The sequence below is a fragment of the Kitasatospora sp. NPDC032121 genome (assembly GCF_055580145.1).
This window is the reverse complement of record NZ_JBVILX010000001.1, coordinates 588,705-613,760: the sequence shown is the minus strand read 5'-3', so window position 1 is coordinate 613,760 and position 25,056 is coordinate 588,705. Positions and strand designations below refer to the sequence as shown.

23 protein-coding genes are annotated in these 25,056 nt (G+C 73.3%); 14 read left to right on the top strand and 9 right to left on the bottom strand.

From position 1 onward, the window contains the following. Positions 1-284: 284 nt before the first annotated feature. The gene (locus ACZ5OX_RS02810) at positions 285-761 is read right to left on the bottom strand and encodes a PaaI family thioesterase (protein ID WP_465628420.1); all 477 of its coding nucleotides are present in this window, start codon (positions 759-761) and stop codon (positions 285-287) included. Positions 762-1,051: 290 nt separating this feature from the next. On the opposite strand from ACZ5OX_RS02810, the gene polA reads away from it, so the two are divergent. From polA to ACZ5OX_RS02785, 5 genes are all read left to right on the top strand, one after another. Then, positions 1,052-3,739, top strand: a complete 2,688-nt coding sequence (gene polA, locus ACZ5OX_RS02805) for a DNA polymerase I (protein WP_465628881.1) — start codon at positions 1,052-1,054, stop codon at positions 3,737-3,739. 29 nt (positions 3,740-3,768) lie between these two features. Continuing rightward, on the top strand, positions 3,769-3,966 hold the full coding sequence (locus ACZ5OX_RS02800) for a hypothetical protein (RefSeq protein ID WP_465628419.1): 198 nt from the start codon (positions 3,769-3,771) through the stop codon (positions 3,964-3,966). Between the two features lie 118 nt (positions 3,967-4,084). Beyond that, the gene (locus tag ACZ5OX_RS02795) at positions 4,085-4,723 is read left to right on the top strand and encodes a hypothetical protein (RefSeq protein WP_465628418.1); all 639 of its coding nucleotides are present in this window, start codon (positions 4,085-4,087) and stop codon (positions 4,721-4,723) included. Between the two features lie 433 nt (positions 4,724-5,156). Then, positions 5,157-5,702, top strand: a complete 546-nt coding sequence (locus ACZ5OX_RS02790) for a hypothetical protein (protein WP_465628417.1) — start codon at positions 5,157-5,159, stop codon at positions 5,700-5,702. 585 nt (positions 5,703-6,287) lie between these two features. Beyond that, complete coding sequence (locus ACZ5OX_RS02785) at positions 6,288-6,434, top strand: hypothetical protein (RefSeq protein WP_465628416.1); 147 nt, start codon at positions 6,288-6,290, stop codon at positions 6,432-6,434. Positions 6,435-6,661: 227 nt separating this feature from the next. On the opposite strand, the gene ACZ5OX_RS02780 is transcribed toward ACZ5OX_RS02785, so the two are convergent. The 3 genes from ACZ5OX_RS02780 to ACZ5OX_RS02770 all read right to left on the bottom strand — a co-directional run bounded on the left by ACZ5OX_RS02780 (position 6,662) and on the right by ACZ5OX_RS02770 (position 11,130). After that, a complete protein-coding gene (locus tag ACZ5OX_RS02780; RefSeq protein WP_465628415.1) occupies positions 6,662-7,405 on the bottom strand; it encodes a dienelactone hydrolase family protein in 744 nt (247 codons plus the stop codon). A 315-nt stretch (positions 7,406-7,720) separates the two neighbouring features. Then, entirely contained in the window at positions 7,721-10,243 is a 2,523-nt protein-coding gene (hrpB, locus tag ACZ5OX_RS02775; RefSeq protein ID WP_465628414.1) for an ATP-dependent helicase HrpB, read from the bottom strand. An 8-nt stretch (positions 10,244-10,251) separates the two neighbouring features. Next, complete coding sequence (locus tag ACZ5OX_RS02770) at positions 10,252-11,130, bottom strand: class I SAM-dependent methyltransferase (protein WP_465628413.1); 879 nt, start codon at positions 11,128-11,130, stop codon at positions 10,252-10,254. Between the two features lie 413 nt (positions 11,131-11,543). Between ACZ5OX_RS02770 and rpsA the strand changes: the two genes are divergently transcribed. Both rpsA and ACZ5OX_RS02760 read left to right on the top strand, forming a co-directional pair. Beyond that, the gene (rpsA, locus tag ACZ5OX_RS02765) at positions 11,544-13,034 is read left to right on the top strand and encodes a 30S ribosomal protein S1 (RefSeq protein WP_030061640.1); all 1,491 of its coding nucleotides are present in this window, start codon (positions 11,544-11,546) and stop codon (positions 13,032-13,034) included. A 209-nt stretch (positions 13,035-13,243) separates the two neighbouring features. Further along, the gene (locus ACZ5OX_RS02760; protein ID WP_465628412.1) at positions 13,244-15,499 is read left to right on the top strand and encodes an MMPL family transporter; all 2,256 of its coding nucleotides are present in this window, start codon (positions 13,244-13,246) and stop codon (positions 15,497-15,499) included. Here ACZ5OX_RS02760 and ACZ5OX_RS02755 read toward each other — a convergent pair. Continuing rightward, the gene (locus tag ACZ5OX_RS02755; protein WP_465628410.1) at positions 15,482-15,931 is read right to left on the bottom strand and encodes a MarR family winged helix-turn-helix transcriptional regulator; all 450 of its coding nucleotides are present in this window, start codon (positions 15,929-15,931) and stop codon (positions 15,482-15,484) included. The genes ACZ5OX_RS02760 and ACZ5OX_RS02755 overlap by 18 nt on opposite strands. Before the next feature lie 62 nt (positions 15,932-15,993). On the opposite strand from ACZ5OX_RS02755, the gene ACZ5OX_RS02750 reads away from it, so the two are divergent. The 3 genes from ACZ5OX_RS02750 (at position 15,994) to ACZ5OX_RS02740 (ending at position 18,348) form a co-directional block, all read left to right on the top strand. After that, positions 15,994-16,638, top strand: coding sequence for an MBL fold metallo-hydrolase (locus tag ACZ5OX_RS02750; RefSeq protein ID WP_465628408.1), 645 nt, complete (start codon positions 15,994-15,996; stop codon positions 16,636-16,638). 58 nt (positions 16,639-16,696) lie between these two features. Beyond that, positions 16,697-17,296, top strand: coding sequence for a dephospho-CoA kinase (gene coaE / locus ACZ5OX_RS02745; RefSeq protein ID WP_465628406.1), 600 nt, complete (start codon positions 16,697-16,699; stop codon positions 17,294-17,296). Positions 17,297-17,793: 497 nt separating this feature from the next. Continuing rightward, positions 17,794-18,348: a GNAT family N-acetyltransferase gene (locus tag ACZ5OX_RS02740; RefSeq protein ID WP_465628404.1), complete on the top strand. Its 555-nt coding sequence runs from the start codon at positions 17,794-17,796 to the stop codon at positions 18,346-18,348. Positions 18,349-18,418: 70 nt separating this feature from the next. Here ACZ5OX_RS02740 and ACZ5OX_RS02735 read toward each other — a convergent pair whose 3' ends face one another. Then, positions 18,419-19,150 (bottom strand): CTP synthase C-terminal region-related (seleno)protein, encoded by a 732-nt coding sequence (locus tag ACZ5OX_RS02735; RefSeq protein WP_465628402.1) that lies wholly within the window; start codon positions 19,148-19,150, stop codon positions 18,419-18,421. A 70-nt stretch (positions 19,151-19,220) separates the two neighbouring features. Between ACZ5OX_RS02735 and ACZ5OX_RS02730 the strand changes: the two genes are divergently transcribed. The 3 genes from ACZ5OX_RS02730 (at position 19,221) to ACZ5OX_RS02720 (ending at position 21,446) form a co-directional block, all read left to right on the top strand. Further along, complete coding sequence (locus ACZ5OX_RS02730; RefSeq protein ID WP_465628400.1) at positions 19,221-20,192, top strand: LysR family transcriptional regulator; 972 nt, start codon at positions 19,221-19,223, stop codon at positions 20,190-20,192. Next, a complete protein-coding gene (locus tag ACZ5OX_RS02725; RefSeq protein ID WP_465628398.1) occupies positions 20,189-20,749 on the top strand; it encodes a GNAT family N-acetyltransferase in 561 nt (186 codons plus the stop codon). The genes ACZ5OX_RS02730 and ACZ5OX_RS02725 overlap by 4 nt, the downstream gene beginning before the upstream one ends. 139 nt (positions 20,750-20,888) lie before the next feature. Beyond that, positions 20,889-21,446, top strand: coding sequence for a hypothetical protein (locus ACZ5OX_RS02720; protein WP_465628397.1), 558 nt, complete (start codon positions 20,889-20,891; stop codon positions 21,444-21,446). Positions 21,447-21,575: 129 nt separating this feature from the next. Here the strand turns inward: ACZ5OX_RS02720 and ACZ5OX_RS02715 are convergent, their stop codons facing one another. Then, a complete protein-coding gene (locus ACZ5OX_RS02715; protein ID WP_465628395.1) occupies positions 21,576-22,343 on the bottom strand; it encodes a hypothetical protein in 768 nt (255 codons plus the stop codon). 434 nt (positions 22,344-22,777) lie between these two features. Further along, on the bottom strand, positions 22,778-23,161 hold the full coding sequence (locus ACZ5OX_RS02710; protein WP_465628393.1) for a hypothetical protein: 384 nt from the start codon (positions 23,159-23,161) through the stop codon (positions 22,778-22,780). A 99-nt stretch (positions 23,162-23,260) separates the two neighbouring features. On the opposite strand from ACZ5OX_RS02710, the gene ACZ5OX_RS02705 reads away from it, so the two are divergent. Next, positions 23,261-23,752, top strand: coding sequence for a MarR family transcriptional regulator (locus ACZ5OX_RS02705; RefSeq protein WP_465628392.1), 492 nt, complete (start codon positions 23,261-23,263; stop codon positions 23,750-23,752). A 40-nt stretch (positions 23,753-23,792) separates the two neighbouring features. On the opposite strand, the gene ACZ5OX_RS02700 is transcribed toward ACZ5OX_RS02705, so the two are convergent. After that, positions 23,793-25,052 carry an alpha/beta hydrolase gene (locus ACZ5OX_RS02700; protein ID WP_465628391.1) on the bottom strand — a complete coding sequence of 420 codons (1,260 nt, stop codon included), beginning with the start codon at positions 25,050-25,052 and terminating at the stop codon, positions 23,793-23,795. Positions 25,053-25,056 lie beyond the last annotated feature (4 nt).

Below are 25,056 nucleotides of genomic sequence, written 5' to 3'. Positions count from 1 at the left end.
TGAGCGTCCGTATTGCGGACAGCGAGGGCGCGGCCGAGTCGCTCCGGGGCGCCTGAAGGCCTCGGAACCGGCAATTGATCGGATTTCCTACTTGTTACGCAGCGTTACAAGCGCGGGATTCGTGCCCGCCGCCCCCGGACATGCGAACGCCCCCTTGTCCAGATCAACGCCTGCCCAGGCCGGCGGATGGTCAAACAAGGGGGCGGAAAAGGGACTTGATGTTGTCCGGAGTGAACTCACCGACGCCGTAGGGACGTTGTCGGGAGCTTTCGGGGTGCGGTCGGTCAGAGGTCGCGCAGCATGCAGGTCAGCCGGCAGCTGGTGATCCGCCGGCCGGTGTCGTCGGTGATCGCGATCTCGTACGTGGCGGCGGTGCGGCCCTTGAACACGGCGGTCGCCACCCCGGTCACCAGTCCGGAGGTGGCCGAGCGGTGGTGGGTGGCGTTGAGGTCCACGCCGACCGCGTACCGGCCGGGGCCCGCGTGCAGCATCGCCCCGATCGAGCCCAGCGTCTCGGCCAGCGCCGCCGAGGCACCGCCGTGCAGCAGCCCGTACGGCTGCTGATTGCCCTCCACCGGCATGGTGCCGACCACGCGGTCGGCGGAGGCCTCGACGATCCGGATGCCCATCTTCTCGCCGAGGTGGCCGCCGGAGAAGGTCTGCGGGCTCACGCCGAGCTTGGCGAAGTGGTCCAGCACGTCCTGCGGGACGTTCAGGACGGGCTCGGTGTCGGGGGCGGTGTCGGGGGCGGTGTCGGTCATGGGGTGCTCCTGCCGCTGGGGGACGCTGGGTGTCGCTCGGGGGGTTGCTCGGGTGGTTGCTCGGGGCGTTGCTCGGGGGGTGCTCGGGGGCGTTCCGCCTGTGATCGTACGACCGTCCTACTCGTAGGTAACAGCTGTGGCCGGATCGGCGCGGCGCCCTTTTTGTCGGTGCCGGGCCATAGGATCGGTGGCCGGTAGTGGAATCGGCAGGAACGGACGTTGACGTGGCTACGCAGAGTACAGACAAGGGCGCGACGGGTGGCGGCGGGGCCGGCCCGCGGCCCCGGCTGATGCTGCTCGACGGGCACTCGATGGCCTACCGGGCCTTCTACGCCCTGCCCGTGGAGAACTTCAACACCTCCACCGGCCAGCCCACCAACGCGGTCTACGGCTTCGCCTCGATGCTCGCCAACACCGTCCGCGACGAACAGCCCACCCACCTCGCCGTCGCCTTCGACGTCTCCCGGCAGACCTTCCGCTCCGTCGAGTTCCCCGACTACAAGGCCAACCGCGCCAAGACGCCGGACGAGTTCCGCAGCCAGGTCGGCCTGATCGGCGAACTGCTCGACGCCATGAACATCCCCCGGCTGACGGTCGAGGGCTTCGAGGCCGACGACATCATCGCCACCCTGGCCACCGCCGCCGAGGCGGCCGGCTTCGACGTCGACATCGTCACCGGCGACCGCGACTCGCTGCAGCTGGTCACCGACCACGTCACCGTGCTCTACCCGACCAAGGGCGTCTCCGAGCTCACCCGCTTCACCCCGGAGAAGGTCACCGAGAAGTACGGCGTCACCCCGCGCCAGTACCCGGACCTCGCCGCGCTGCGCGGAGACCCGTCCGACAACCTGCCCGGCATCCCCGGCGTCGGTGAGAAGACCGCCGCCAAGTGGGTCAACCAGTTCGGCTCCTTCGACGAACTCGTCACCCGCGCCGACGAGGTGAAGGGCAAGATCGGCGAGAAGCTGCGCGACCACCTCGACTCGGTCAAGCGCAACCGGGTGCTCACCGAGCTGGTCCGCGACGTCGAACTCCCGCTCGGCGTCGCCCAGCTGGACCGCAAGCCGTTCGACCGGGACGCCGTCGGCACCCTGATGGAGTCGCTGGAGTTCCGCAACGCCAACTTCCGCGACCGCGTCTACGGCATCGACCCGTCCGCCGGCGAGGACTCGGCGGAAGCCGAACTCGCCCCCGGCGTCGAGGTCGACGGCGAACTCCTCACCGACCCGGGCACCCTCGCCACCTGGCTCGCCGAGCACGCCGCCGACGGCAAGACCACCGTCGCGCTCGCCGCCGTCTACCAGTGGGCGCTCGGCGCCGGCGAGGTCACCGAAGTCGCCCTCGCCGCCGGGGAGACGGCCGCCTGGTTCGACCCGGCGCTGCTCGCCGAGGAGGACGAGCGGGCCTTCGCCGCCTGGCTCGCCGACGCCACCGCCCCCAAGGCCCTGCACATCGCCAAGCAGGTCATGCGCGCCTTCGCCGAGCGCGGCTGGACGATCGAGGGCGTCGTCGCCGACACCGCGCTCGCCGCCTACCTGGAGAAGCCCGGCCGCCGCACCTTCACCCTGGAGGTGCTCGCCGAGGAGTACCTGGCCCGCTCGCTCACCCCGGCTCCCGCCACCGAGAGCGGCCAACTCGCCTTCGACGCACCGGAGGAGGACCCGACCGCGCACGCCCAGTCGCTGATGCTCCAGGCCCGCGCCGTGCTCGACCTCGCCGCGCTCTTCGACACCCGCCTCGCCGAGGTCGGCGCCGCCGGGCTGATGCACGACATGGAACTGCCCATCGCCGCCCTGCTCGCCCGCATGGAGCGCTACGGCATCGCCGCCGACCGCGAGTGGCTCACCGGCCTGGAGGCCCAGTTCGCCGCCGAGATCCAGCGCGTGGTGGAGGAGGCGCACGCCGCCGCCGGGCGCGAGTTCAACCTCGGCTCGCCCAAGCAGCTCCAGGAGATCCTCTTCGGTGAGCTCGCGCTCCCCAAGACCAAGAAGATCAAGACCGGCTACACCACCGACGCCGACGCGCTCACCTGGCTGGCCACCCAGACCGACAACGAGCTGCCGGTCATCCTGCTGCGCCACCGCGACCAGGCCAAGCTGCGCACCACCGTCGAGGGCCTGCTCAAGACCGTCTCGCCCAAGGGCCGGATCCACACCACCTTCAACCAGATGGTCGCCGCCACCGGCCGGCTCTCCTCGCAGGACCCGAACCTGCAGAACATCCCCGTCCGCACCGAGGAGGGCCGGGCGATCCGCCGCGCCTTCGTCGTCGGCCAGGGCTACGAATCGCTGCTCACCGCCGACTACTCGCAGATCGAACTGCGGATCATGGCGCACCTGTCCGAGGACGAGGCGCTGATCGAGGCCTTCGCCTCCGGCGAGGACCTCCACAACACCGTCGCCTCCCAGGTCTTCGAGGTGCCGCGCGCCGCGGTGGACGCCGAGATGCGCCGCAAGATCAAGGCGATGTCCTACGGCCTGGCGTACGGGCTGTCCGCGTACGGGCTCTCGCAGCAGCTCGGCATCAAGCCGGCCGAGGCCCAGGGCCTGATGGACACCTACTTCGAGCGCTTCGGCGGCGTGCGGGACTACCTGCGCCGGGTCGTCGACGAGGCCCGGGCCACCGGCTACACCGAGACCCTGCTCGGCCGCCGCCGCTACCTGCCCGACCTCAACAGCGACAACCGCCAGCGCCGCGAGATGGCCGAGCGGATGGCTCTCAACGCCCCGATCCAGGGCTCGGCCGCCGACATCGTCAAGATCGCCATGCTCCGGGTGGACGAGGCGCTGCGCGCCGCCGGCCTCACCTCCCGGATGCTGCTCCAGGTGCACGACGAAATCGTGCTGGAGCTGGCCCCCGGCGAGCGCGAGCAGGTCGAGGCCGTCGTCCGCGAGCAGATGGCGGGCGCCTACCCGCTGCGTGCCCCGCTGGACGTCTCCGTCGGCGTCGGCCCCAACTGGGAGGCCGCCGCGCACTGACGGCCCCTTCGCCGAACGGGCCCGGACGCGTGGAGCGTTCGGGCCCGTCGCCGTTCGGGCGGCCCGAGGACCTCCACACGGCCGAGCGGGTCGTGATCGAGGGCTTCGAGTCGGACGGATTCGAGCCCCACCGCCCCGGCGAACTCTTCCCGATGGCGCTGATCGAAGGGCGGGGCGTGGACGTGTTCACCGCGTCGGTCGACGGGGCCGGTCACCCAGGCCGATGACACGAAGGCACCGCGGGTCGTCCTCGGGCCGGGCCCGACCGTACGAGTGTCCGAGCCCGGCGCTACGATCCTGCCGGTCCGCCGCGCGGTGGGCGAGGCTGCGAGCGGGGGCGCGACGATGGCGGAGACGGACGAGGGAACGCGGGGGCGGAAGTTCGCGCGGCCCCGGGCGGTGGTCCCGGTCGCACTGGCAGCGCTGATGCTGGCAGGGGGGTCGGTCTGGGCGCTGTCCGGCGGCGGGGGCGGTGCGCCGGCTTCGGCCGGAACGGGCGGGGCCGCGCCGAGCGCGACGGCGACCGCCGAGCCTCCGGCGGCGGTCGAGCCGTCGGTGACGCCGACGCCAACGCCCACGCCAACCGAGGCGCAGCCCTCGCCGAGCCCGTCGGCGGCGCCGGAGCCCGTCCAGGCCGCCGCCGAGCCCGCGGCCGGCGAGCCGGGCGACGACGCCCCGAGCGCGACCCGGAAGCCCGCCACGAAGGCCCCCGCCGCCCCTGAGGCCACCTCCGCCAAGCCGCAGGGCGGCGCCCAGGCCACGAAGCCCAAGGCCCCGTCCGGCACCGACCCGCACAACGAACCGCCGGTGGCGTGCACCGACTGCGGGACCAGGCCACAGGGCCCGGACCCGGACGCCAACTGCATCCACGACGCGGCCGGCCGCGTCATCACCTGCAGCCCCGTCCAGACCGGCACCCCGATCCTGCGCCCGGGCCAGTCGATGGGCACCCCCACACCGGGCTGGCCGAACCATACCCACTGACCCGGGACCGGCGACGGGGGCCGACCGGATCGTCTTCGACCACCTGCACGCGGCAAGCCTGTCGAGCTGACGCCCGGCTGGGACGCAACCGGCCGGGGCAGTGCCGGCACCCCCGCCGGACCGGATTCCGGTCGCGGGTGCCACCGCGAGTCCAACTGCGGTACGTTCAGGCGCTTTCCGCGTTCGGAACCTGGTGTGATGCGCGCCCACCACCTACTCGAAAGTGTGTCCTCCTGCCGTGATACAGCTGCCGATATCCCCGTCGCACGCAGTCCGTCCCACGACCCCCTCCCGTCGGCGGCGGCCGATCGTCCTCGGTGTGGGCGCGCTTGCCGCCGTGCTCATGGTGGCCGGGTGCAAGGCCGAGTCCGACGCCACGTCGGCCACGGGCACTGCCGGGACGAGCGGCACGTCGGTTCCGAGCGTCGTCGGCATGCACGGGGACAAGGCCAAGGACGCCTTGCGGCAGGGGGACGCCCGCGTCGCCAAGAACGTGGACTTCAAGGACGTCCACCCGGGCGAGTCCCACACCCGCTCGGTGCTCATGCCGAGCCACTGGAAGGTGTGCTCCCAGCAGCCGGCCGCCGGGGAACCCGCGGTGAAGGACATGACGGTGACGCTGTCCGTGGTGAAGAACGAGGAGGACTGCCCGGGGGCCGTACCGCCCTCCCCGGCCGCGAGCGCGACCGAGGCGGCAGGCGCGGCACCGACCTCGACGGCCGCTCCCGCCGCTCCTGCCGCCCCGGTTGCTCCTGCTGCCCCGGCCACCCAGGAACCGGCTCCGGCGCACACCCCGCCGGCGCAGCAGTCCGTGCCCACGCCCACGCAGCACCAGGCGGCTGGGTGCACCACGGATTCCAAGGGCGCCTGCATCGTCCGGGGTCGGTTCTGCCCCAACAGCGCCCACGGCGACACCGGCACCGATGCCGCAGGGCGCGTCCTCACCTGCGAGGACAAGAACGGTTGGCGCTGGGAGTGATCGACGGGCGGAGCCCGGGGCCCGGACCTCTTCGAGGGTGAGCCCGGGCGCGCAGGAAGTCGGCGCGGTCGACTTCCTGCGCGCGGCACGGGTTTCAGGTGTGGCCGACAGCTCGGGTGCGGCAGCCGGCCGGGTGCCCGGAGGACGGCGCTGAACGGTGGTCCGGCTTCTTCGAGGGCGTACGCCCGCCGAGGCGGCCGATGCGGTGGAGCACGGTGTGGCAGATGACGAAGCTGGGTCGGCCGCCGGTGTTCTGACAGGTAGCCCAGCACGGTCGGGTTCGGATGGAGGAGGGCGTCGACGGCACGCCGCACGCCCAAGCCGGTCATGAAACGAGTGCCTGGACCTCATGGACGGTGTGGCATCCGCCCGGAACAGAAGGAACTCGCGGCGGTGCGTTCGGCCATGACCGTCTATCGCACACGAGGAATTCCGGGCGCTTCCGAGCCGGCTCAGCGGGTTGCCGAACTCGTATCCGCGTGAATCCGGCTGGACCTTCCGAGGAGCGCACTGAGCGGGTACGGTGCGAACGGGGATCCGGGAGGGGAGAGCGGAATGAAGCGGCCAGGGTTCGCAATCGCGGTCGTGCTCGACATCGTGCTGCTGATCGGACTGCTCCAAGGCTGGCTGCCCACCAGTTCCGAGGGTTTCCGGAAATTCCTGATCCTCCTCACCACCTTGGTCCTCACGCTCGTCCTCTACTCCGCGATCCGGCCGAACCGGCGCGACTGACGCGGCCGCCCGGCTACTCGCACTTCCACGCCTACCACGTCACCGGCTGCACCCGGATCGGCGAGCCCGAGCACGTGTCCGGGGCGAGGCGCGTGGAGTGCCAAATGGCTTCGGGCACCGTGGGCCCTGCCGATTTGGCAGGGCCCGCGGTGCGGGGAGCTACGGCCCGTCCTCGATAGGTGGCGTCCTTGCCGCCTACCGCCTACCGACGGCCTGACGGCCCGGACTCACTTCAGGTGCCGGGCGAAGAAGCGGGCCCCGGCGTCGACCTCGTACTGCGGGACGCCGGTGTGCCCGCCCATGTTGGCGTGCAGGGTCTTCTCCTTGGAGCCGAAGGCGTCGAACAGGTCCAGGGCTGCCTGCCGGGGGTTCCCCTCGTCGTCCCACTGCAGCAGGACCTGCAGCGGGATGGTGACCTGCCGGGCATCCTCGAAGATTGCGGCGGGCACGAGACTTCCGGCGAAGAGACCGGCGGCCGCGATGCGCGGCTCGACGACCGCCAGCCGGACGCCGATGGAGATGATTCCCCCCTCGTACCCGACCGGGCCGGCGATCTCGGGCAGCGCAAGGAGGTCGTCGAGCGCTGCCTGCCATTCCGGGACGGCCCTCTCGACCAGCGGGAGGACCAGGGCGTCGATGATCTCGCCGCTGACCGGCTCCCCCGCCTCCATGGCCCGGCGCAGGTCGGCGCGGGCCTGGTCGGCGGCGGCCCAACGGGGACGGTCACCGCTCCCGGGGAGTTCGATGGTGGCCGAGGCGAAGCCGTACTCCGCCGCGTAGTACCGGGCCCGACCCGCCAGCCGGGGGTACACCTTGCCCAGTCCGAGCGGCGGGGGACAGATCAGGATCAGCGGTACCGGCGCGGCCGCGGAGGCGGCCGCGGGCGTCCACAGGATGCCGGGGATCTCGCCGAGAGTGAACTCGCGCTCGACGACGTCGTCGTCGAAACGCTGCTCAGAAGTGAAGCGCATGGTCGTGCCTTTCGGGAGTGCTCAGAGACGGCGCTCCCGGACGACGACCTATCGCCCGACCGTGACCCCGGAGGGGAGCACCCATGTCGATACTGCGTTCACGGGTACCACCTCCTCGTTCTCTCACACGGCCTCCGGAAAGGTAGCAGTGGTCGCCGTGGTCCGCCAAGCGGGTTGTTGCGCGGGCTCCGTGGCCGGATGCGGAGCGCACTGAGCGGGTCGGTGCGAACGGGGATCCGGGTGGGCGAGCGAGGGAAGTGGTCCGGCCGAACCGGCGCGACTGACGCCGCTGCCGGGCAGCGTCGGTCGCGCAGGCTACTTCCGCGCGTTGGTGCGGCGGGTGGGTTCCGCCGTGGTCGGGTCTTCGGGCCAGGGGTGGCGGGGGTAGCGGCCCCTGAGATCCGCTCGGACGGCTCGGTAGCCCTCGCGCCAGAAGGACTCCAGATCACCGGTGACGGCGGCGGGGCGGCCGGCGGGGGAGAGCAGGTGGATGGTCAGCGGGACGCGTCCTCCGGCCAGCGCCGGGGCAGCCCTCCAGCCGAAGAGTTCCTGCAACTTGACGGCCAGCACTGGACGTTCGGTGGTGTAGTCGACGCGTATCTTCGAGCCGGACGGCACGGTGATGCGTTCGGGAGCGAGTTCGTCCAGGCGGCCCGCCTCGCCACTCGCCCATGGCAGCAGGCGTTGGAGGGCGGACGTCGTATCGATCCTGGCCAGGTCCGCGCGGCGGCGGGCGCGGGACAGTTCGGGCTCCAGCCACTCGTCGGCGCGTTCGAGCAGCGCCTCGTCGCTGACGTCGGGCCAGGGGCCGCCGATGGCGGTGTGCAGGAAGGTTAGGCGCTCGCGCAGGTTGGACGGGAACGTCAGCAGGGTGCTGACGCCCTCGCGCGCGAGGCCTTGGAGGAGGGCGTTCCGGACGAGGGATGCGTCCGGGCGGTTGAGGGGCTTCTCGGCGAGTTCGATGGCGCCCAGGGACTCCACCTGGCGGGAGACGACTTCGCCCCGCCGGGTGTCCCAGTGGACTTCGGCGCGACCGTCGAGCAATGCCGCACCGGCGAGCAGCGCCGTGCCCTCGTCCAGCGCCGCGGCGTGCAGGATGCGGGCCGAGTGGGACCCCGCCGGGCGGTCGGCGACCGCGACGGCGAGCCAGGGCAGCGCGCCGAGCCGGGTGTCGGGGGCGAGTTCGGCGGCGGTGCCGGAGGCCATCAGGTACGGGCTGCGCTCGCCGGGGGCGGGCCGTTCGACGCGGGCGCGGGCGATCCGCTCGGGGAAGGCGAGGGCGACGACGAGTCCGGCGGCGGTCGCGTCGGGCAGCTGGGTGGCGGGTTCGTCGGAGGTGACGCGCAGCAGGCGGCGGACTTCGTCGCGCCAGCGGCCGGCGTAGGGGTCGCGGGAGTCCCGTACCGTCCGCCACACCGCGCCGAGGTCGTCGCCCAGCGCCCGAGGCGGTTCCTCGGACAGCAGCGCGACCACCTCGGCCGCCCGCCGCGCGCCGACCACCGGCGCGCCGTCGACCAGCGCGCGCCCCAGCCGGGGGTGCAGCCCCGTGCGGGCGAGGCGCACCCCTCGCGCCGTGGCCCGCCCGTCCGAAGAGACCGCGCCGAGGGCGAGCAGGGTCTGCCGGGCGGCGGCCATCGCCCCTGTCGGCGGCGCGTCGGGCAGGGCGAGGCCGGTGGCGTCCGGGTCGCCCCAGCAGGCGGCCTGGAGAGCGAACGAGGTGAGGTCGGCGAGCGCGATCTCCGGGGTGGGGAAGCGGGCGGCGAGGGCGTCCTCGGCCTCGTTCCAGCAGCGGTAGACGGTGCCGGGGGCCTCACGCCCGGCGCGGCCGGCCCGCTGGCGGGCGGCGGCGAGCGAGGCCCGGACGGTGACGAGGCCGGCGAGGCCGCGGGCGTGGTCGGTGCGCGGTTCGCGGGCGAGCCCGGCGTCGACCACGACCCGTACGCCGGGCACGGTGAGCGAGGACTCGGCGACGGCGGTGGCCAGCACGACCCGGCGGCCCTCGCCGGGCGAGAGGGCGGCGTCCTGCACGGCCTGCGGGGCGCGGCCGTGGAGTTGCAGGACGTCGAGGCCCACGCCGCCCAGCGCCCCGGCGACCCGGGCGATCTCGCCGACGCCGGGCAGGAAGCAGAGCACGTCCCCCTCCTGCTCGGCGAGGGCTCGCCGCACCACCGCCGCGACGTGGTCGAGCAGCGCCGGATCGACCCGGATGCCGTGGGCGGGCCGGACGGCGCGCGGCGGTGGCGCCCAGAGCACCTCGACCGGGTGGGAGACGCCGTGCGCCTCCACCACGGGTGCGCCGCCGAGGAGTTCGGCCCAGGCCTCGGTGTCGGAGGTGGCCGAGGCGCAGACCAGCCGGAGTTCGGGCCGCAGCGCCGCCCGGACGTCGAGCAGGAAGGCGAGCGCGGTGTCGGCGTCCAGGTGCCGTTCGTGGCACTCGTCCAGGACCACCACGTCCACGCCGGGGAGCTCCTGGTCGCGCTGGAGCCGCTGCAGCAGCACACCGGTGGTGACCACCTCGACCACCGTGTCCGGCCCGACGCGTCGCTCGCCTCGCACGGTGTACCCGACCCGGCCGCCGACGGTCTCGCCGAGCAGCCAGGCCATCCGCCGGGCGGCGGCCCGTACGGCGAGCCGGCGCGGCTCGGCGACCAGCACCCGCCGTACCGGGCCCTCGGGGGAGAGCAGCCCCGCCAGCGCGAGCGGCACCAGCGTCGTCTTGCCGGTGCCGGGTGGTGCGGCGAGGACGGCGGTGCCGTGCTCGTCCAGCGCGCCGTGCAGGGCGGGCAGGGCGGTGCGGACGGGCAGTTCGCGCCAGGCGGGACGCAGGGCCGGGTTCATCAGGGCGCTCAGCCCCGTTCGGTGACGAAGATCGCGGTGCCGGGGATCAGCCGCCCGCGCAGCGGGGACCAGCCGCCCCACTCCTGCTCCAGGCCGGCCGGCCACTCGGGCTCGATCAGGTCCACCAGGCGGAAGCCGGCGGTGACGAGTTCGCGGACCCGGTCGCCGAGGGTGCGGTGGTGCTCGACGTAGGTGGCGCGGCCCTGCTCGTCCTGTTCGACGTACGGGGTGCGGTCGAAGTAGGAGGACATCGCGGTGAGGCCCTCGACGCCCGGCTCGTCGGGGAACGCCCAGCGGATCGGGTGGGTCACCGAGAACACCCAGCGCCCGCCGGGCCGCAGCACCCGGTGCACCTCGCGCATCAGGGCGGCCGTGTCGGCGCTGAACGGGACGGCGCCGTAGGCGGAGCAGGCGAGGTCGAAGGACGCGTCGGCGAAGGGCAGCACGGCGGCGTCGGCCTGGACGACCGCGACGGGTGCGGTGCCGCGGCCGAGGTCGATCCGGCGGGAGTGCTGGAGCTGGCGGTAGGAGATGTCCAGGGCGACCGGTCGGGCTCCCTGGGCGGCCAGCCAGCGGGAGCACTGGGCGGCGCCGGCGCCGATCTCCAGGACGTCCCGGCCGGCCACCTCGCCGAGCAGGTGGGCGTCGGCCTCGTCCAGGCCCTCGGGGCACCAGGTGAAGCGGTCGTCGCCGAGGAACTCGCCGTGTTCGTCCTGGTACTCGTCGGCGTTGCGGTCCCACCAGTGCCGGCTGGCCCGGCTGCTCTCCCCGGTGCCGGCCTCCCGGCGGGTGGCCTCGTCGCCGTCCTCCTCCTCGTCCCGCGCGGGGGAGGTGTCAAGATCGTGCAGGTCTGACTGGGGGGTGGTGGCCACGGTGACAATGCCCATCGCGTAGGGTATGGAAGTGCGGAAGCGCCGCTGCCGCGAACCGGCCCGTGAGGGTCCGGATCCTGGCGGTGGCATCCGGGGACAGGGCCCCTTCGGGCGCCGCCGCGAGGCGCGCATTCGGAGGATATGGCCTGATCCGTACCGGGCTCCACCGTCTTGCCGTCCTTCGGCATTGACCGTGCCTGGCCGTCCCCGTATGCTACAAGTTGCGCTGCGGGCCTGCGCGCCTCGGACGGAGCAGGTCGCGCTCGCATCTGTCGAAGACCCCACGGTCGCAAGACGGACACCGGTTCTCGTTGTACGGGATCTTGGTGTGCCGTGTTCTTGGCTGTCCGGCTTTCGGTGGGAGCGATACAGGCCCTCCGCGTGGCATTACCTACGACTTTCATGTCCGTACCGGAGCCCTTTTCCTAATGACGAGCCCCACCGACTCCTCCCTCAGCACCACCCCGCAGGTCGCGGTCAACGACATCGGCGACGCGGAGGCGTTCCTCGCCGCGATCGACGAGACCATCAAGTACTTCAACGATGGCGACATCGTCGAGGGCGTCATCGTGAAGGTCGACCGTGACGAGGTTCTCCTCGACATCGGTTACAAGACCGAGGGCGTCATCCCGTCCCGCGAGCTCTCGATCAAGCACGACGTTGACCCGCACGAGGTCGTCGCCGTCGGTGACAACATCGAGGCCCTGGTTCTCCAGAAGGAGGACAAGGAGGGTCGTCTCATCCTGTCCAAGAAGCGCGCTCAGTACGAGCGTGCCTGGGGCACGATCGAGAAGATCAAGGAAGAGGACGGCATCGTCACCGGTACCGTCATCGAGGTCGTCAAGGGTGGTCTCATCCTCGACATCGGCCTCCGTGGCTTCCTCCCGGCCTCGCTCGTCGAGATGCGTCGTGTCCGCGACCTCCAGCCCTACGTGGGCAAGGAGCTCGAGGCCAAGATCATCGAGCTGGACAAGAACCGCAACAACGTGGTCCTGTCCCGCCGTGCCTGGCTGGAGCAGACCCAGAGCGAGGTCCGCCAGACCTTCCTCACCACCCTGCAGAAGGGCCAGGTGCGCTCCGGCGTCGTCTCCTCGATCGTCAACTTCGGTGCCTTCGTGGACCTGGGTGGCGTCGACGGTCTGGTTCACGTCTCCGAGCTGTCCTGGAAGCACATCGACCACCCGTCCGAGGTTGTCGAGGTCGGCCAGGAGGTCACCGTCGAGGTTCTCGACGTTGACATGGACCGCGAGCGCGTCTCCCTGTCGCTGAAGGCGACCCAGGAGGACCCGTGGCAGCAGTTCGCCCGTACCCACCAGATCGGCCAGGTCGTTCCGGGTAAGGTCACCAAGCTGGTTCCGTTCGGTGCGTTCGTCCGCGTGGACGAGGGCATCGAGGGTCTGGTCCACATCTCCGAGCTGGCCGAGCGCCACGTCGAGATCCCGGAGCAGGTCGTCCAGGTCGGCGACGAGATCTTCGTCAAGGTCATCGACATCGACCTCGAGCGTCGTCGCATCAGCCTGTCGCTGAAGCAGGCCAACGAGGCCCTGGGTGCCAACCCGGCCGAGGTCGAGTTCGACCCGACCCTGTACGGCATGGCCGCCTCGTACGACGACCAGGGCAACTACATCTACCCGGAGGGCTTCGACCCCGAGGCGAACGACTGGCTGCCCGGCTTCGAGAAGCAGCGCGAGGAGTGGGAGCGCCAGTACGCCGAGGCGCAGGCCCGCTTCGAGCAGCACCAGGCCCAGGTCATCAAGAGCCGCGAGGCCGACGCCCAGGCTGCCGAGGAGGGTGGCGACGCCGTCGCCGCTGCCGCCGGTGGCTCCTACTCGTCCAGCAGCGACGAGGGCTCGGGCGCCCTGGCCTCCGACGAGGCCCTGGCCGCCCTGCGCGAGAAGCTGGCCGGCGGCCAGAGCTGAGGCTCTCGCTTCCCGCTAGCCGATAGCTAGACGGTGGGCCCCACCCGGAATTTCCGGGTGGGGCCCATTTCGTTTTTTGCGATGATTTATACCGACTTGACTTATGTGAAGCTGATGTGAAGAAAAGTGTGAGATGAGGCTCATTGCCCATCTATAGGCCTTGGTTCGGGTTCCACCTAGATTGAGAGGAGCTGCCCGAAAGGCTTTTCATGCGCAATACCTCCTCCGTCGCCCCCACCGCCGTGGTCGGCGGCCGGCTCGCGGCCATCGGCCGGTTCTGCTTCCGTCACCGTCGCTGGGTACTCGGCCTGTGGGCCGTCGTCCTGGTGGTCGGTGTCCTGATCGGGGGCCGGGTCTTCGAGGGCTCGGTGGCCGGGGCGTCCTCCGCCAGCGCCGAGGCCGACCGGGGGAGCGCGGTGGTCGCCGCGGCCGACCCGGCCAAGGGCACCGTCACCGCCGTGGTGGACGGCAGGCCGGTGGGCGATCCGACGGTGAAGGCCGCCGTGGAGCGGGCCACCGCCGAGATCGCCGCCCTGCCCGGCGTCTCCTCCTCGCTCGACGCGTACGGCACCGGCCCGGAGGCGGCCGCGCTGAGCTCCGCCGACGGGACGGCGAGCCTGGTCACCGTTCGGATGGCCGACACCGCGAGCACCGCCCAGACCGACGCCGTCACCGCGCGGCTCGCCGCGCTGGACGGAGTGGGCGGCGCCCACGTCACGGTCGGCGGGGACCTGGTGCTCCAGCAGGAGGTCAAGCAGCAGACCGAGAAGGACACCCGGTTCGGTGAGCTGGTGACGCTGCCGCTCACGCTGATCGTCATGGTGCTGGTCTTCGGCGGGCTGGCGGCGGCCTCGCTGCCGGTGATCGGGGCGGTCGCCTCGGTGGGCGGCGCGCTGCTGGCCATGTTCGGTTTCAGCCGGATCATGGACATCGACACCAGCGTGCTGCCGATCGCCACGGTGCTGGGGCTCGGGCTCTCGATCGACTACGCGCTGCTCATGGTGAATCGTTTCCGCGAGGAACGCGGCCACGGCGCGGGCATCGCCGCCGCCGTGGAGCGGACCGCGGCGACCGCCGGACGCACCGTCGCCTTCTCCGGGCTGACCGTGGCCGTCGCGCTCTCCGGCCTGTTCGTCTTCACCAGCCCGGTGCTCGGCGCGGTGGCGGCGGCCGGAGTGAGCGTGGTGGTGATCGCCGTCGCCGCGGCGCTCACCCTGATCCCCGCGCTGCTCGGCTTCGCCGGCGCGCGGATCAAGACGCCCACCGCGCCCGTCGCGGACGAGGGGTTCTTCAGTCGGACCGTGCGCCGGGTGCGCAAGCGGGCGGTCGCCGTCACGCTCGCCTCCGTCGCGCTGCTGATGGCGGCCGGGGCGCCGTTCCTCCACGCCGACATGCGCAACTCCGGCGCCGCGGTGCTGCCCGCCTCCTCGGCCGGGCGACAGGTCGCCGAGACGATCGACCAGCGCTTCCCGCAGGTCTCGGCCGCGCCGATCACGGTGGTGGTCGAGGGCGGGGCGCCGGTGGCCCAGGCGTACGCGGACGACGTGATCGCCAAGCTGCCCGGGGTGAGCGGGGTACGGGCGGTGTCGCCGGTGGGCGACACGGTCTCCACGATCGACGTGCTGGTGCACGGGGACCCGCAGGGCGCACAGGCCAAGCAGGTGGTGGAGGAGCTGCGGGCCGACCGCGGCGGGCTGACCACCTACGTCACCGGCGGCGCGGCCTCGGTGGTGGACTTCCAGGACGAGCTGCTCTCACGCGGGCCGTGGGCGCTGGGCCTGGTGGCGGTCGGCACCCTGGTGCTGCTGTTCCTGATGACCGGCTCGGTGGTGATGCCGGTCAAGGCGCTGCTGATGAACCTGCTCTCGCTGGGCGCCTCGCTCGGCGCGCTCACCCTGGTGTTCCAGGACGGCTGGTTCAGCGGGCTGCTCGGGTTCAGTCCGACCGGCGGACTGGAGACCTTCATCCCGGTGCTGGTCTTCGCCTTCGCCTTCGGGCTGTCGATGGACTACGAGGTGTTCCTGCTCTCCCGGATCAGGGAGCTGACCCTGCGCGGGCACGACTGCGTCCGGGCGGTGGAGCTGGGCGTGCAGCGCAGCGGTCGGATCATCACCTCGGCGGCACTGCTGATGGTGATCGTCTTCGCCGGGTTCGCGCTCGGGGACATGCTGATGGTCAAGCAGATGGGCATCGCGCTGGCCGTCGCCGTCGCGGTGGACGCCACCCTGGTGCGCTGTCTGCTGGTGCCCGCCGCGATGAGCCTGTTCGGCGAGTTCAACTGGTGGGCGCCCGCTCCGCTGCGGCGGCTGCACCGGCGGTTCGGACTGAGCGAGCACGTCGACCTGCCGGAGATCCGGCCGGCGGCGGTCCCGGTGCCGCGGCCGGTGGCGGAGCCGGTGGGAGAGAGCCCGGTGGGAGCGGCGCCGGCGGGCAAGGATCTGGTGGGCTCAGCCCAGTCGGCGTAGCAGGTCGACCGCCGCGCGCAGCCGGTGCTGCTCCTCGGGGGTGAGCCGGGCCTCGATGGCGGTGGCGATCCGGTGCTCGCGGCGGGCGCGCTGGTCGAACAGGGCCCTGCGGCCGGCCTCGGTGGCGGTGACCAGCAGCTTGCGGCCGTCGGTGGGGTGGGGCTGCTGGGTGACCAGTCCGGCCTCGGTCATCAGCGCGACGGTGCGGGCCATCGACTGGTGGCGGACCCGCTGGAGCGCGGCGAGTTCCGCGACCGTGCAGGTGCGCCCGTCGCGGACCAGCAGGCCGAGGACACCGGCCTGGTTCTGCGGCAGCTCGTCGCCGTCGCGCAGGGAGCGGACCAGGCCCCCGAGGGCGGCGCGCAGGTCGGCGGCGAGTTCCAGGGTGTCCGGGTGTGGGTGCGGGTGCGGGTGCGGGGCTTCGCTGCTCATGGGATGAGTCTATCGGGAAGATCTACAGCATTGCTGTACAGCCTTGCTGTATGGTTCCCGGTATGCGAATCACCAAGTTCGGACATGCCTGCGTACGCGTCGAGCACGGCGACACCACCGTCGTCGTCGATCCCGGGGCGTTCACCGACTCCGCTGCCGCCCTGGCCGGCGCGGACGCCGTCCTGATCACCCACGAGCACATGGACCACTTCGAGGAGTCCGGGCTGCGCGCCGCGCTGGAGGCCGACCCGGCGCTGCGGGTGTGGACCAACCGGGCCGTCGCCGCCCAGCTGGACGGCGTGGCGCGGCGGGTCACCGTGGTCGGCGAGGGCGACGCCTTCGAGATCGGCGGGCTCGGCGTTTCGGTGCACGGCGAGTGGCACGCGGTGATCCACCCGGACATCCCGCGGGTGCACAACATCGGCTTCCTCTTCGACGGCCGGCTGTTCCACCCCGGCGACGCGTTCACCGTGCCGCCGCACGCCGTGGAGACGCTGCTGCTGCCGCTCGCGGCGCCGTGGAGCAAGGCCTCCGAGGTGATCGACTACGTCCGGGAGGCCGGTCCGCGCCGGGCGGTGCCGGTGCACGAGGCGGTGCTCAGTCCGATCGGGTTCGCCGTGCAGACCCGGCTGGTCGGGCCGCAGGGGCCGGGGACGGGAGCGGAGCTGACGGTGCTGGGGGAGGGCGAGAGCCTTGAGCTGGACTGAGGGGGCTCCGGGGTGGCCCGTGCTGACGGGTCCGGAGCCGCGCCGGTAGCCTGACGCCATGCTGAAGATCGGACTGACGGGTGGCATCGGCGCGGGCAAGAGCGAGGTGTCCCGGCTGTTCGCCGCGCGCGGCGCGGTGATCGTGGACTCCGATGTGATCGCCCGCGAGGTGGTCGCCCCCGGGACGGACGGTCTGGCGGCCGTGGTCGCCGAGTTCGGACCGCAGGTGCTGCGCGAGGACGGCACACTGGACCGTCCCGCGCTCGGGGCGGTCGTGTTCGCCGACCCGGAGCGGCTGAAGGCGCTCAACGCGATCGTCCACCCGCTGGTGCGGGACCGTGCCGCCGAGCTGGAGGCGGCGGCCGCGCCGGACGCGGTCGTGGTGCACGACGTGCCGCTGCTGGCCGAGAACGGCCTGGCGCCGCTGTACGACCTGGTCGCGGTGGTGGACGCGGCCGACGAGGTGCGGGTGGACCGGCTGGTGCGGCTGCGCGGGATGGCCGAGGAGGAGGCCCGGGCCCGGATGGCCGCACAGGCCTCCCGGGAGGACCGGCTGGCGATCGCCGACCTGGTGATCGACAACAGCGCCGGCCTGGCGGAGCTGGAGGCGCGGGTGGACGAGGTCTGGGAGGAGCTGGCGCGGCGCGCGGCGGCCTGAGCCCGGGCTTCCGCTGAGGGCCGGGGCTGCGGATACACGCCGCGGATACACGCTGCGGATACGGGCCGGGTTCGGTGCCGGGGTCCAGGCGGCGCCGAGCGGCAGCCGGTGGCGGCGGCGCAGGGCCAGGGCGAGCACGCCGATCGCGATCAGGCCCGTGCTGGTCGCCGGTGAGGCGGTCGGGCCGAAGTCCGGGTCGCCGGCGGCGAGCGGGACGAGGAGCAGCAGCACCAGGACGGTCGGCGCCCCGCCCGGACCGGGCGGGGCAGGTGCGGCGGTGGGCCGGGCAGCGGTGCGGCGAGGTCCTCGGCCGACGGACCGGCGGCCGACCGTCCGGCGTCTGACGGCCCGGCGGCCGACTCGCGGGTGGCCGACCGGTCGGTGGGCTGCTGCACGAGGGGCACGCTTCCACACCGGCGCGGCGCCGGGACGATCGTCGGATCGAGTGGCCGGGAAGGGACTGGTGAAAGGTCCGGGCGGGAGGGGAGCATGGCGGGATGGATGATCGTTTCTCGCCCGAGCCGGCCCCCGCCGGGGTGCCGGTGGTCGAACGGCTCGCGCAGTACGGCCGCGTCGAGCAGGAGGAGGTCCTCGGCCCGGGGAAGGACCCGTACGGCGTCGCGTACACCGGGCTGACCTTCCGGCCCAAGGAGATCCACTTCGGTATCCGGGCCGCGGACGGCCGGCTCGTCGCCCACACCGGGCTGGTGCCGCTGCCGCTCACCGCGGGCGGCACCGACCTGACGGTGATGGGCGTCGGCGGGGTCTGCGTCGCCCCCGACCGGCGGCGCGGCGGCCTCGCGCAGGCCGTGGTCGGGGCCGCCCTCGACCACGCGCGCACGCTCGGCCACCGGTACGCGCTGCTGTTCTGCCGCCCGCCGCTGGCCGCGTTCTACCGGGGGCTCGGGTTCCGGGAGGTGGTGCGGGGGGTGACGGTGGAACAGCCCGAGGGGCGGCTGGCGGAGATGCCGTTGCGCACCATGTGGGCGCCGCTGGCCGCCGGGGCCGGGTGGCCGGAGGGCCCGGTACGGCTGCGCTCGCTGCCGATGTGAGGTGCGCCCGGGCCGCCCCGGGCCCGGCTCGGGCCGGCGCGGCGAGGAGGCCGGCCGTTCCGGGCCGGGGTCAGGCCGTCGTGGCCGGGGTGCCCGCGTCCGCGTGGGCCACGGCGGCGCCGGCCAGGGCGCGGATCATGGGGTGCGCCCGGGTGCCGTCGCCGGACAGCTCCGGCTGGAACAGCGAGGCCAGGAAGAACGGGTGGCCGGGCAGCTCCAGGATGCGTGCCTCGCCCGACCCGTCCGCGCCGCTGAACCGCAGGCCGTGCGCGGACAGCCGGTCCAGGTAGGCGCCGTCGAGGCCGTACGCGCAGTGGTAGCGCTCCAGGACGCGGGTGGCGCCGAGGACCCGCTCGGCGAGGCTCCCGGGGGTGACCGTGACGGACCCCTCGTGGCCGACCAGCGAGCAGGCCAGCGGCGCGATCACCTGCTGCTCGGCGTCCGGGTGCGCCTCGCCGTGGACGGCGTCCGTCAGGCCGCAGACGTTCAGGGCGTACTCCAGCACCGCGTGCTGGAACCCGGCGCAGGTGCCGAGGAAGGGGATGCCGCGCTCGCGGGCGGTCCGGACGGCGGCCAGCGCGCCCGCCTCGCTGCGGTACGGACTGCCGGGCAGCAGCCAGACCGCGTCGAAGCCGGCCAGGGCGTCGGGCGCGGCGGCGTCCCCTGTCGGGATCCAGTAGGCGTCCAGGACGAGGTGGTCGTGCTCGGCGAGGGCGTCCAGCAGGCCCGGGATCCGGGCGTGCGAGCGGACGGCGGGGGAGCGGTCGCCGACCAGGGCGACCCGCGGGGTCAGGTAGGTCATGGGGCTATCCTGACCCCGCACCCGAGATCAGTGCCAACGATGATTCCTTAAGCTTCGATCAGATCGGTTGATGGCCGCCGTGGACCCGCAGCAGCTGCGCACCTTCGTCACCGTCGCCCGCCTGGCCTCCTTCTCGGAGGCCGCGCGGGAGCTCGGCTACACCCAGTCCGCGGTCTCCCAGCAGATCGCCGCGCTGGAGGCGGACCTCGGGGCGGCGCTGCTGGTCCGCCGTCCGGTCGGGCCGACCGGCGCCGGGCGGCGGCTGCTGGAGCACGCCGCGCCGCTGCTGGTCCGGCTGGAAGCGGCGCGTGCCGACGTCGCGCGCCTGGCGGGCGCACCGAGCGCCCGGCTGGTGCTCGGTGCCACCCCGCTGGCGGTCGGGGCGACCCTGGGCCGCGCGCTCGGCGAGGTGCGCCGGAGCTACCCCGGGGTGGAGCCGGTGGTCCGAGTGCTCGCCCAGGACGCGCTGCCCGCCCAGGTCGCCACCGGAGAGGTCGACCTCGCCCTGATCGACGGACTGGCCGCGCCCAGCGACCCGCTGGCGCTGCCCGACGTCGGCCCGCTGCGCACCGTCGCGGTGGCCGAGCGGCCGGTCGCCGTCGCCCTGCCCGTCGGCCACCCGTTGGCCGGCCACCGCGGCCTCGCGCTCGCCGACCTCTCCGCCGCCCGCTGGCTGGACGCGCCCGACCTCACCCCGACGGCGGCCCGGCTGCGCGCGGCCGCGGGCGTCGACGGCTTCCGGCCCGCCATCCGCTACCAGGGCACCGACCTGCACGGACTGCTCGCGCTGGTGGCGGCCGGGCACGGGCTCACCCTGTTGCCCGAGCCGGTGCTCGCGCGGGCGCCCGGGGTCGGGTCCGCGCCGATCGCGGAGCCCCGGCTGGCGCACCGCACCGAACTCGTCCACGGCAGCCTGCCGGAGGGCCCGGCGGCGCTGCTGGTGCGTCTGCTGGAGGGATCCCGGGGCGATCGGGACCGGTCGGCGGCGGCGCCGAATTCGGTTGCACGGGGTGCTGGCCCCGATGAAATGATCACGCGATGAGTACCGGAATCATCATCAGACGGGTGCGGGCCGAGGAGTGGCAGTCGCTCAGGGACCTCCGCCTGGAAGCGCTGCAGGACCCGGTCGCGGCCGTGGCCTTCCTGGAGACGTACGAGCTGGCCGTCACCAGGCCCGACGAGTTCTGGCAGGACCGCACGACCCGGGCCGCGACCAGCCCGGACGTGGCGCAGTTCGTCGCGCAGACCCAGGACGGGCGCCTGCTCGGCTCCATGACCGGGGTGGTCGAGCGGGTCGGCGGGGACGGGGCCCTGGAAGGCGACGTCATCGAGGTCGACCAGGTGCACGTGGTCGGGGTCTACGTCCGGCCTCAGGCGCGCGGCACCGGGCTGGCGCGGGACCTGATCCGGGCCGTCCAGGACTGGGCGTGGTCGCTCACCGAGCCCAGGATCGAGCGGGTGCGGCTGTTCGTCCACGAGGACAACCCGCGGGCCGAGGCGATGTACCGCAAGGCCGGCTTCGAGCCCTCCGGCGTGTCGCTGCCGGTGCCCGGCGACGGGGCCGGCCGGGAGGTCGAGCTGGCGGTGCTCCGGGGCTGACCGGGGGCGGAGGCGGTCGGTTGTGGAGACTCGGGCACCAGGCGTTCACGCCCCGGGCCTGACGGTGGTCGGCCGCGAGGTGCTGTCATGAGCACAGTCGCCCGGCGAAGGGCCGGGCCGGCCCAGGAGTGCTTCCCCCATGATGCTCCGTCACCGTCTCACCGTCGTCGCCTCGACGGCTGCCCTCGCCGCCGCCGGGCTCGCCGCCGGCACCGCGCGGGCCGCCGCCCCGGCCCCGGCGGCCACCGTCGGGTCCCGTGCGCTCGCGGCGAGCTGCTCGCAGGCGTACCTGCCGCTGCCCGACCCGTACTGCACCCCCGGTGCGTACAACCCGGACGTCACCCAGGCGACCATCGGGCAGACCATCTGCGTCTCCGGCTGGACCGCCACCGTTCGCCCGCCGACCAGCTACACCAACGCGCTGAAGGTGCAGCAGATAGCGGCGTACGGCTACGCGGACACCAGCACGGCGGACTACGAGGAGGACCACCTCGTGCCGCTGGAACTCGGCGGCGCCCCGCGCGACCCGGCCAACCTGTGGCCCGAGCCGCGCTACGGCAGCCAGCCGGCGCAGAGCAAGGACTCCGTCGAGACCAAGCTCAAGAACGCGGTCTGCGGCGGCCGGGTCGGCCTCGACGACGCCCGCGCGGCGATCGCGAACGACTGGACCACCGCCCTCGGCGTCCTGGGGCTGTGAGCCCGGCTCCCCGGGAGCGGGCGTGAAGGGGCCGCCCGGCCCGTCCGGTCCCCAGGGGGGCGGACGGGCCGGGCGGCCTTCCGTGCCGTGCGGTTCCTCCGTGCCGTGCGGGTGGGCGCCCGCCGGGGGTCAGTGCCCGTTGCAGCCCGGGAGGGCCTCGCACATCGGCGCGGCCATGCCGGTGCCGACGTACTTGTCCTCGGGCGCCTTCCAGGCGTCCTTCGGCTGGGCGCCGGCCTTGGTGGTGGCCCAGACGGTCAGCTCGCTGACCACGCCGCCGTCGCTGACCACGTACTCGTGCAGGGTGACGGTGCCGCCGTCGGCCTGCGGGACGGTCAGGACGGCCGCGAAGTAGGGCGCCTCCGGGGCGCTGTCGACCTTCACGGTGGCGCCGGGCACGGTCTTGGCGCAGGACTTGACGGCCTCCGTCAGGCGGGCCTGGGCCAGGTTGGTGGACTGCTTGGCGCCGCTGCTGTGGGTCGGGTCACCGTGGAATAGCAGGGTCTGCTGGGCCGCCCAGCGGTCCCCGCCGAAGCCGACCTCGGACTTCGCGGCGGCGGTGCCGGTGAACAGCGCCTCGTCGTCCTTGGCGACCGCGGCGCGGCACAGCTCCATGCCCTTGAACTGGGTGACGCCGGAGACCTGCTTGGCGTTGGCCGCCAGCGGCGTGTAGTGGTAACTCTCGTCCATCGGGATGCTCTTGGTGTCCATCCAGGCCTTGTCCGGGATGCCCTTGTCGCTTCCGGTGGGCTTGGTGGGGTTGGTGGCGGGGGTGGTGGCCCCGGCCGGGGCGGCGATCGTGCCGCCGTCCTGGCCGTTGTCCGGCCCGCAGGCGCTGAGCGCGCCCAGGCAGACGAGGGCTGCGGCGGTGGCGGTGACGACTCTGGTGGTGCGCAACTGACGGTTCCTCGGATGTCCGGTGGCATTGGTCGGGGTCGGGCGCGCGCCGGCCGTGGGCCGCTGGTGCGCGGCGCCGTCCGTCCGTCCTCGCCGCCCGGTCGACCCGTGGTCACGGGCGTGCGGCATGGCGGCTCCTCCCCCTGTGCTTGGGGCCGCCTGGCTCCTCGCCCCGCCCGCCGCCCCGGGATTGAGGGGTGGTCAGGGCCGATGCGCATCGACGGTGATCGAAAACCTATGCCAACGGACCGTCGGTCGCAAAGCCGGGTTCCGGGCCGGACGCCCGGATTCCCTTTTGTGGTCGATGGTGCTGATTGGGCCTGTGTGGTCGATGTGATCGGATGCGGTGGGGCCGTGGGCGGGGCGCGGGGTGGCCCTCGGGGTGCGTGATCGCCCCCGCGCGGGGCCGGCGGCCGGGGACGCGTCCGGCCTGGTCAGGCGACCAGGCCGCCGATGCCGGAGCGGCCCGCCGGAACGCCGTCGAGGGTGACCACGGTCTGTCGGCCGACGGCCTCGCCGAACACGGCGGCGATCGCCCCGGCCGCCGCCGCGACCAACCGGGCGGGCGCGTCCGGGAACTGCGGCAGGTGGTACGCCGCCTCCCGCATGCTCAGTGTGACCACGGGGGCGGCCTCGTCGGTCGGCACCCCGCCGATGCCCCGGCGGCGCTGCGGGACCCCGACCAGCTCGACCGCGACCCGGGGGCGGAACTGCTCGCCGAAGACCGAGGTGACGGCGTCGGTGAGGCCGGAGATGAGCGTCGGCTCGACGTCGGGGGTGAGGGACTCCTCGCGGATGTGCAGGCTCAGGTGCGGCATGGTGGAGTTCCGTTCGGCTCGGTTCGTACCATGGGCTGACGGGTTCGCTTTGCACGTAAAACAGCTTTGATATCAAAGATAGTTGGGGAGAGGTGGGCGATGTCAACGCCCGGGGGAGAACCGCGGAACGCGGGAGCGGCGGGCGGGGAGGGGCTCGACGACGCCGTGCGGTCGATGCTGCTGCTGATGCCCCGGCTGGTCGGGCGGGCCAAACGGATCCCCGTCCCCGAAGCGCTGCGCGGCCTCGCGCTGGCGCCCCGGCACCTGTCCCTGCTTGCCTGCCTGCTGCTGGACGGGCCGATGGGCGTCAACGAGCTCGCCGCCCGGCTGGAGGTCGCCCCCACCACGGTCAGCCTGATGGTCGGGGACCTCAGCCGGCAGGGCGTCCTCGAGCGGCGGGAGGACGAGGCAGACCGGCGGCGGCGCATCGTCGCGATCACCCCCGACCGGCTGCCCGCCATCGAGGCCTGGCTCGCCCCCGGGGCCGCCGCCTGGCGCACGGCCCTCGGGCCGCTCGGCGCGGCCCAGCGACGCCTGGTGGTGGACACGTTGCTGGCGTACGAGGCGGCGGTGGGGCGGGAGCGGGACTGACGGTCGGGGTGGCGCGGTACGGCGGCCGGGGCGCGGGACGCTACCCGCGGGCGCCGGGGACGCCGAGCTGCTGGGCGAGCCAGGGAAGGGCCCGGGCGAAGGAGGCGGAACCGGTCTGCCAGGTGTGCTTGCCGGAGCCGACCACGTTCACCGTCCTGATGCCGTCCTTCCTGGCCGCCGCGTCCAGGGCCCTGGCGGACTCGATCTGGCCGTGCTCCTCGTCGCCCTGGGCGAAGTAGCCGGACACGCCCTGGTAGCGGGGGTGTTGGGCGAGCACGGTCAGCGGGTCGTGGGCGGCCCAGGCCGCCGCGTCGCCGCCGTACAGCTCCTGGACGGTGTGGTCCCGGTCGCCGATGTAGGGGGCCTTGTCACCGGAGAAGTCGCCGAAGTGGGTGAAGACGTCCGGGTGCTCGACGGTGAGGTCGAAAGCGCAGGTGCCGCCCATCGACCAGCCGGCCACGCCCCACTTGTGCGGGTCGGTGGCGGCGTTGAAGGTTTTCTGGACGAACGGCGGGACGTCCCTCAGCAGGTGGCTCTCGGCGTGGCCGTGCGGGCCGTCGACGCACTCGGTGTCCACCCGGAAGCCGCCGGTGGCGTCCACGAAGACCAGGATCGGCGCGAAGCCGTTGTGCTTGGCGGCGAAGGCGTCGGCGGTCTTGACGGCGTCGCCGGAGCGGATCCAGTTGTCCGGCGCCGCGAACTCGCCGCCGATCATCTCCAGCACCGGCAGCTTGGGCCGGGACCGGCTGCGGAACCAGGCGGGCGGCAGGTAGACCAGCTCCTGGCGGTGGGCGAAGCCGCTGGCGGTGTCCGGTATGTCGACCTGGACGATGCGGCCGGTGCCGCTCCTGCCGTGGATCGACCCGAGCTCGGCCAGGGTGATCTGGTCCGGTAGCGGCTGCCCGCCGAGCTCGCCGATCGCGTCGCTCAGGGTCGGGTAGTAGCCGGTGGCGATGTTCAGGCTGTTCGCCGCGGAGAACAGCGCCAGCAGCACGGTCGGCGCCACCAGCGCCCGCCGCCACCACCGCGCGCCGCGCCAGCCGAACCCGAGCACGCACAGCGCCGCGACGGCCACCCCGCCCCACAGCCACACCCCGAGCGGGATCGGGTCGGTGATCCCGCTCAGCGCCGGCACGGCGAAGGCGGCGACCGCGGTGAGGGTCGACGCCGTCCCGAGCGCGAGCGGCCCCCGCCTGCGCAGCCACGGCAGGTCCCGCCGGCTCGCGGTGACCAGGAGCAGCGCGAGGGCCGTGGCCTGGACCGTCCACGGGAACCAGCCGTCGAGCAGGGAGACGTTCATGCGG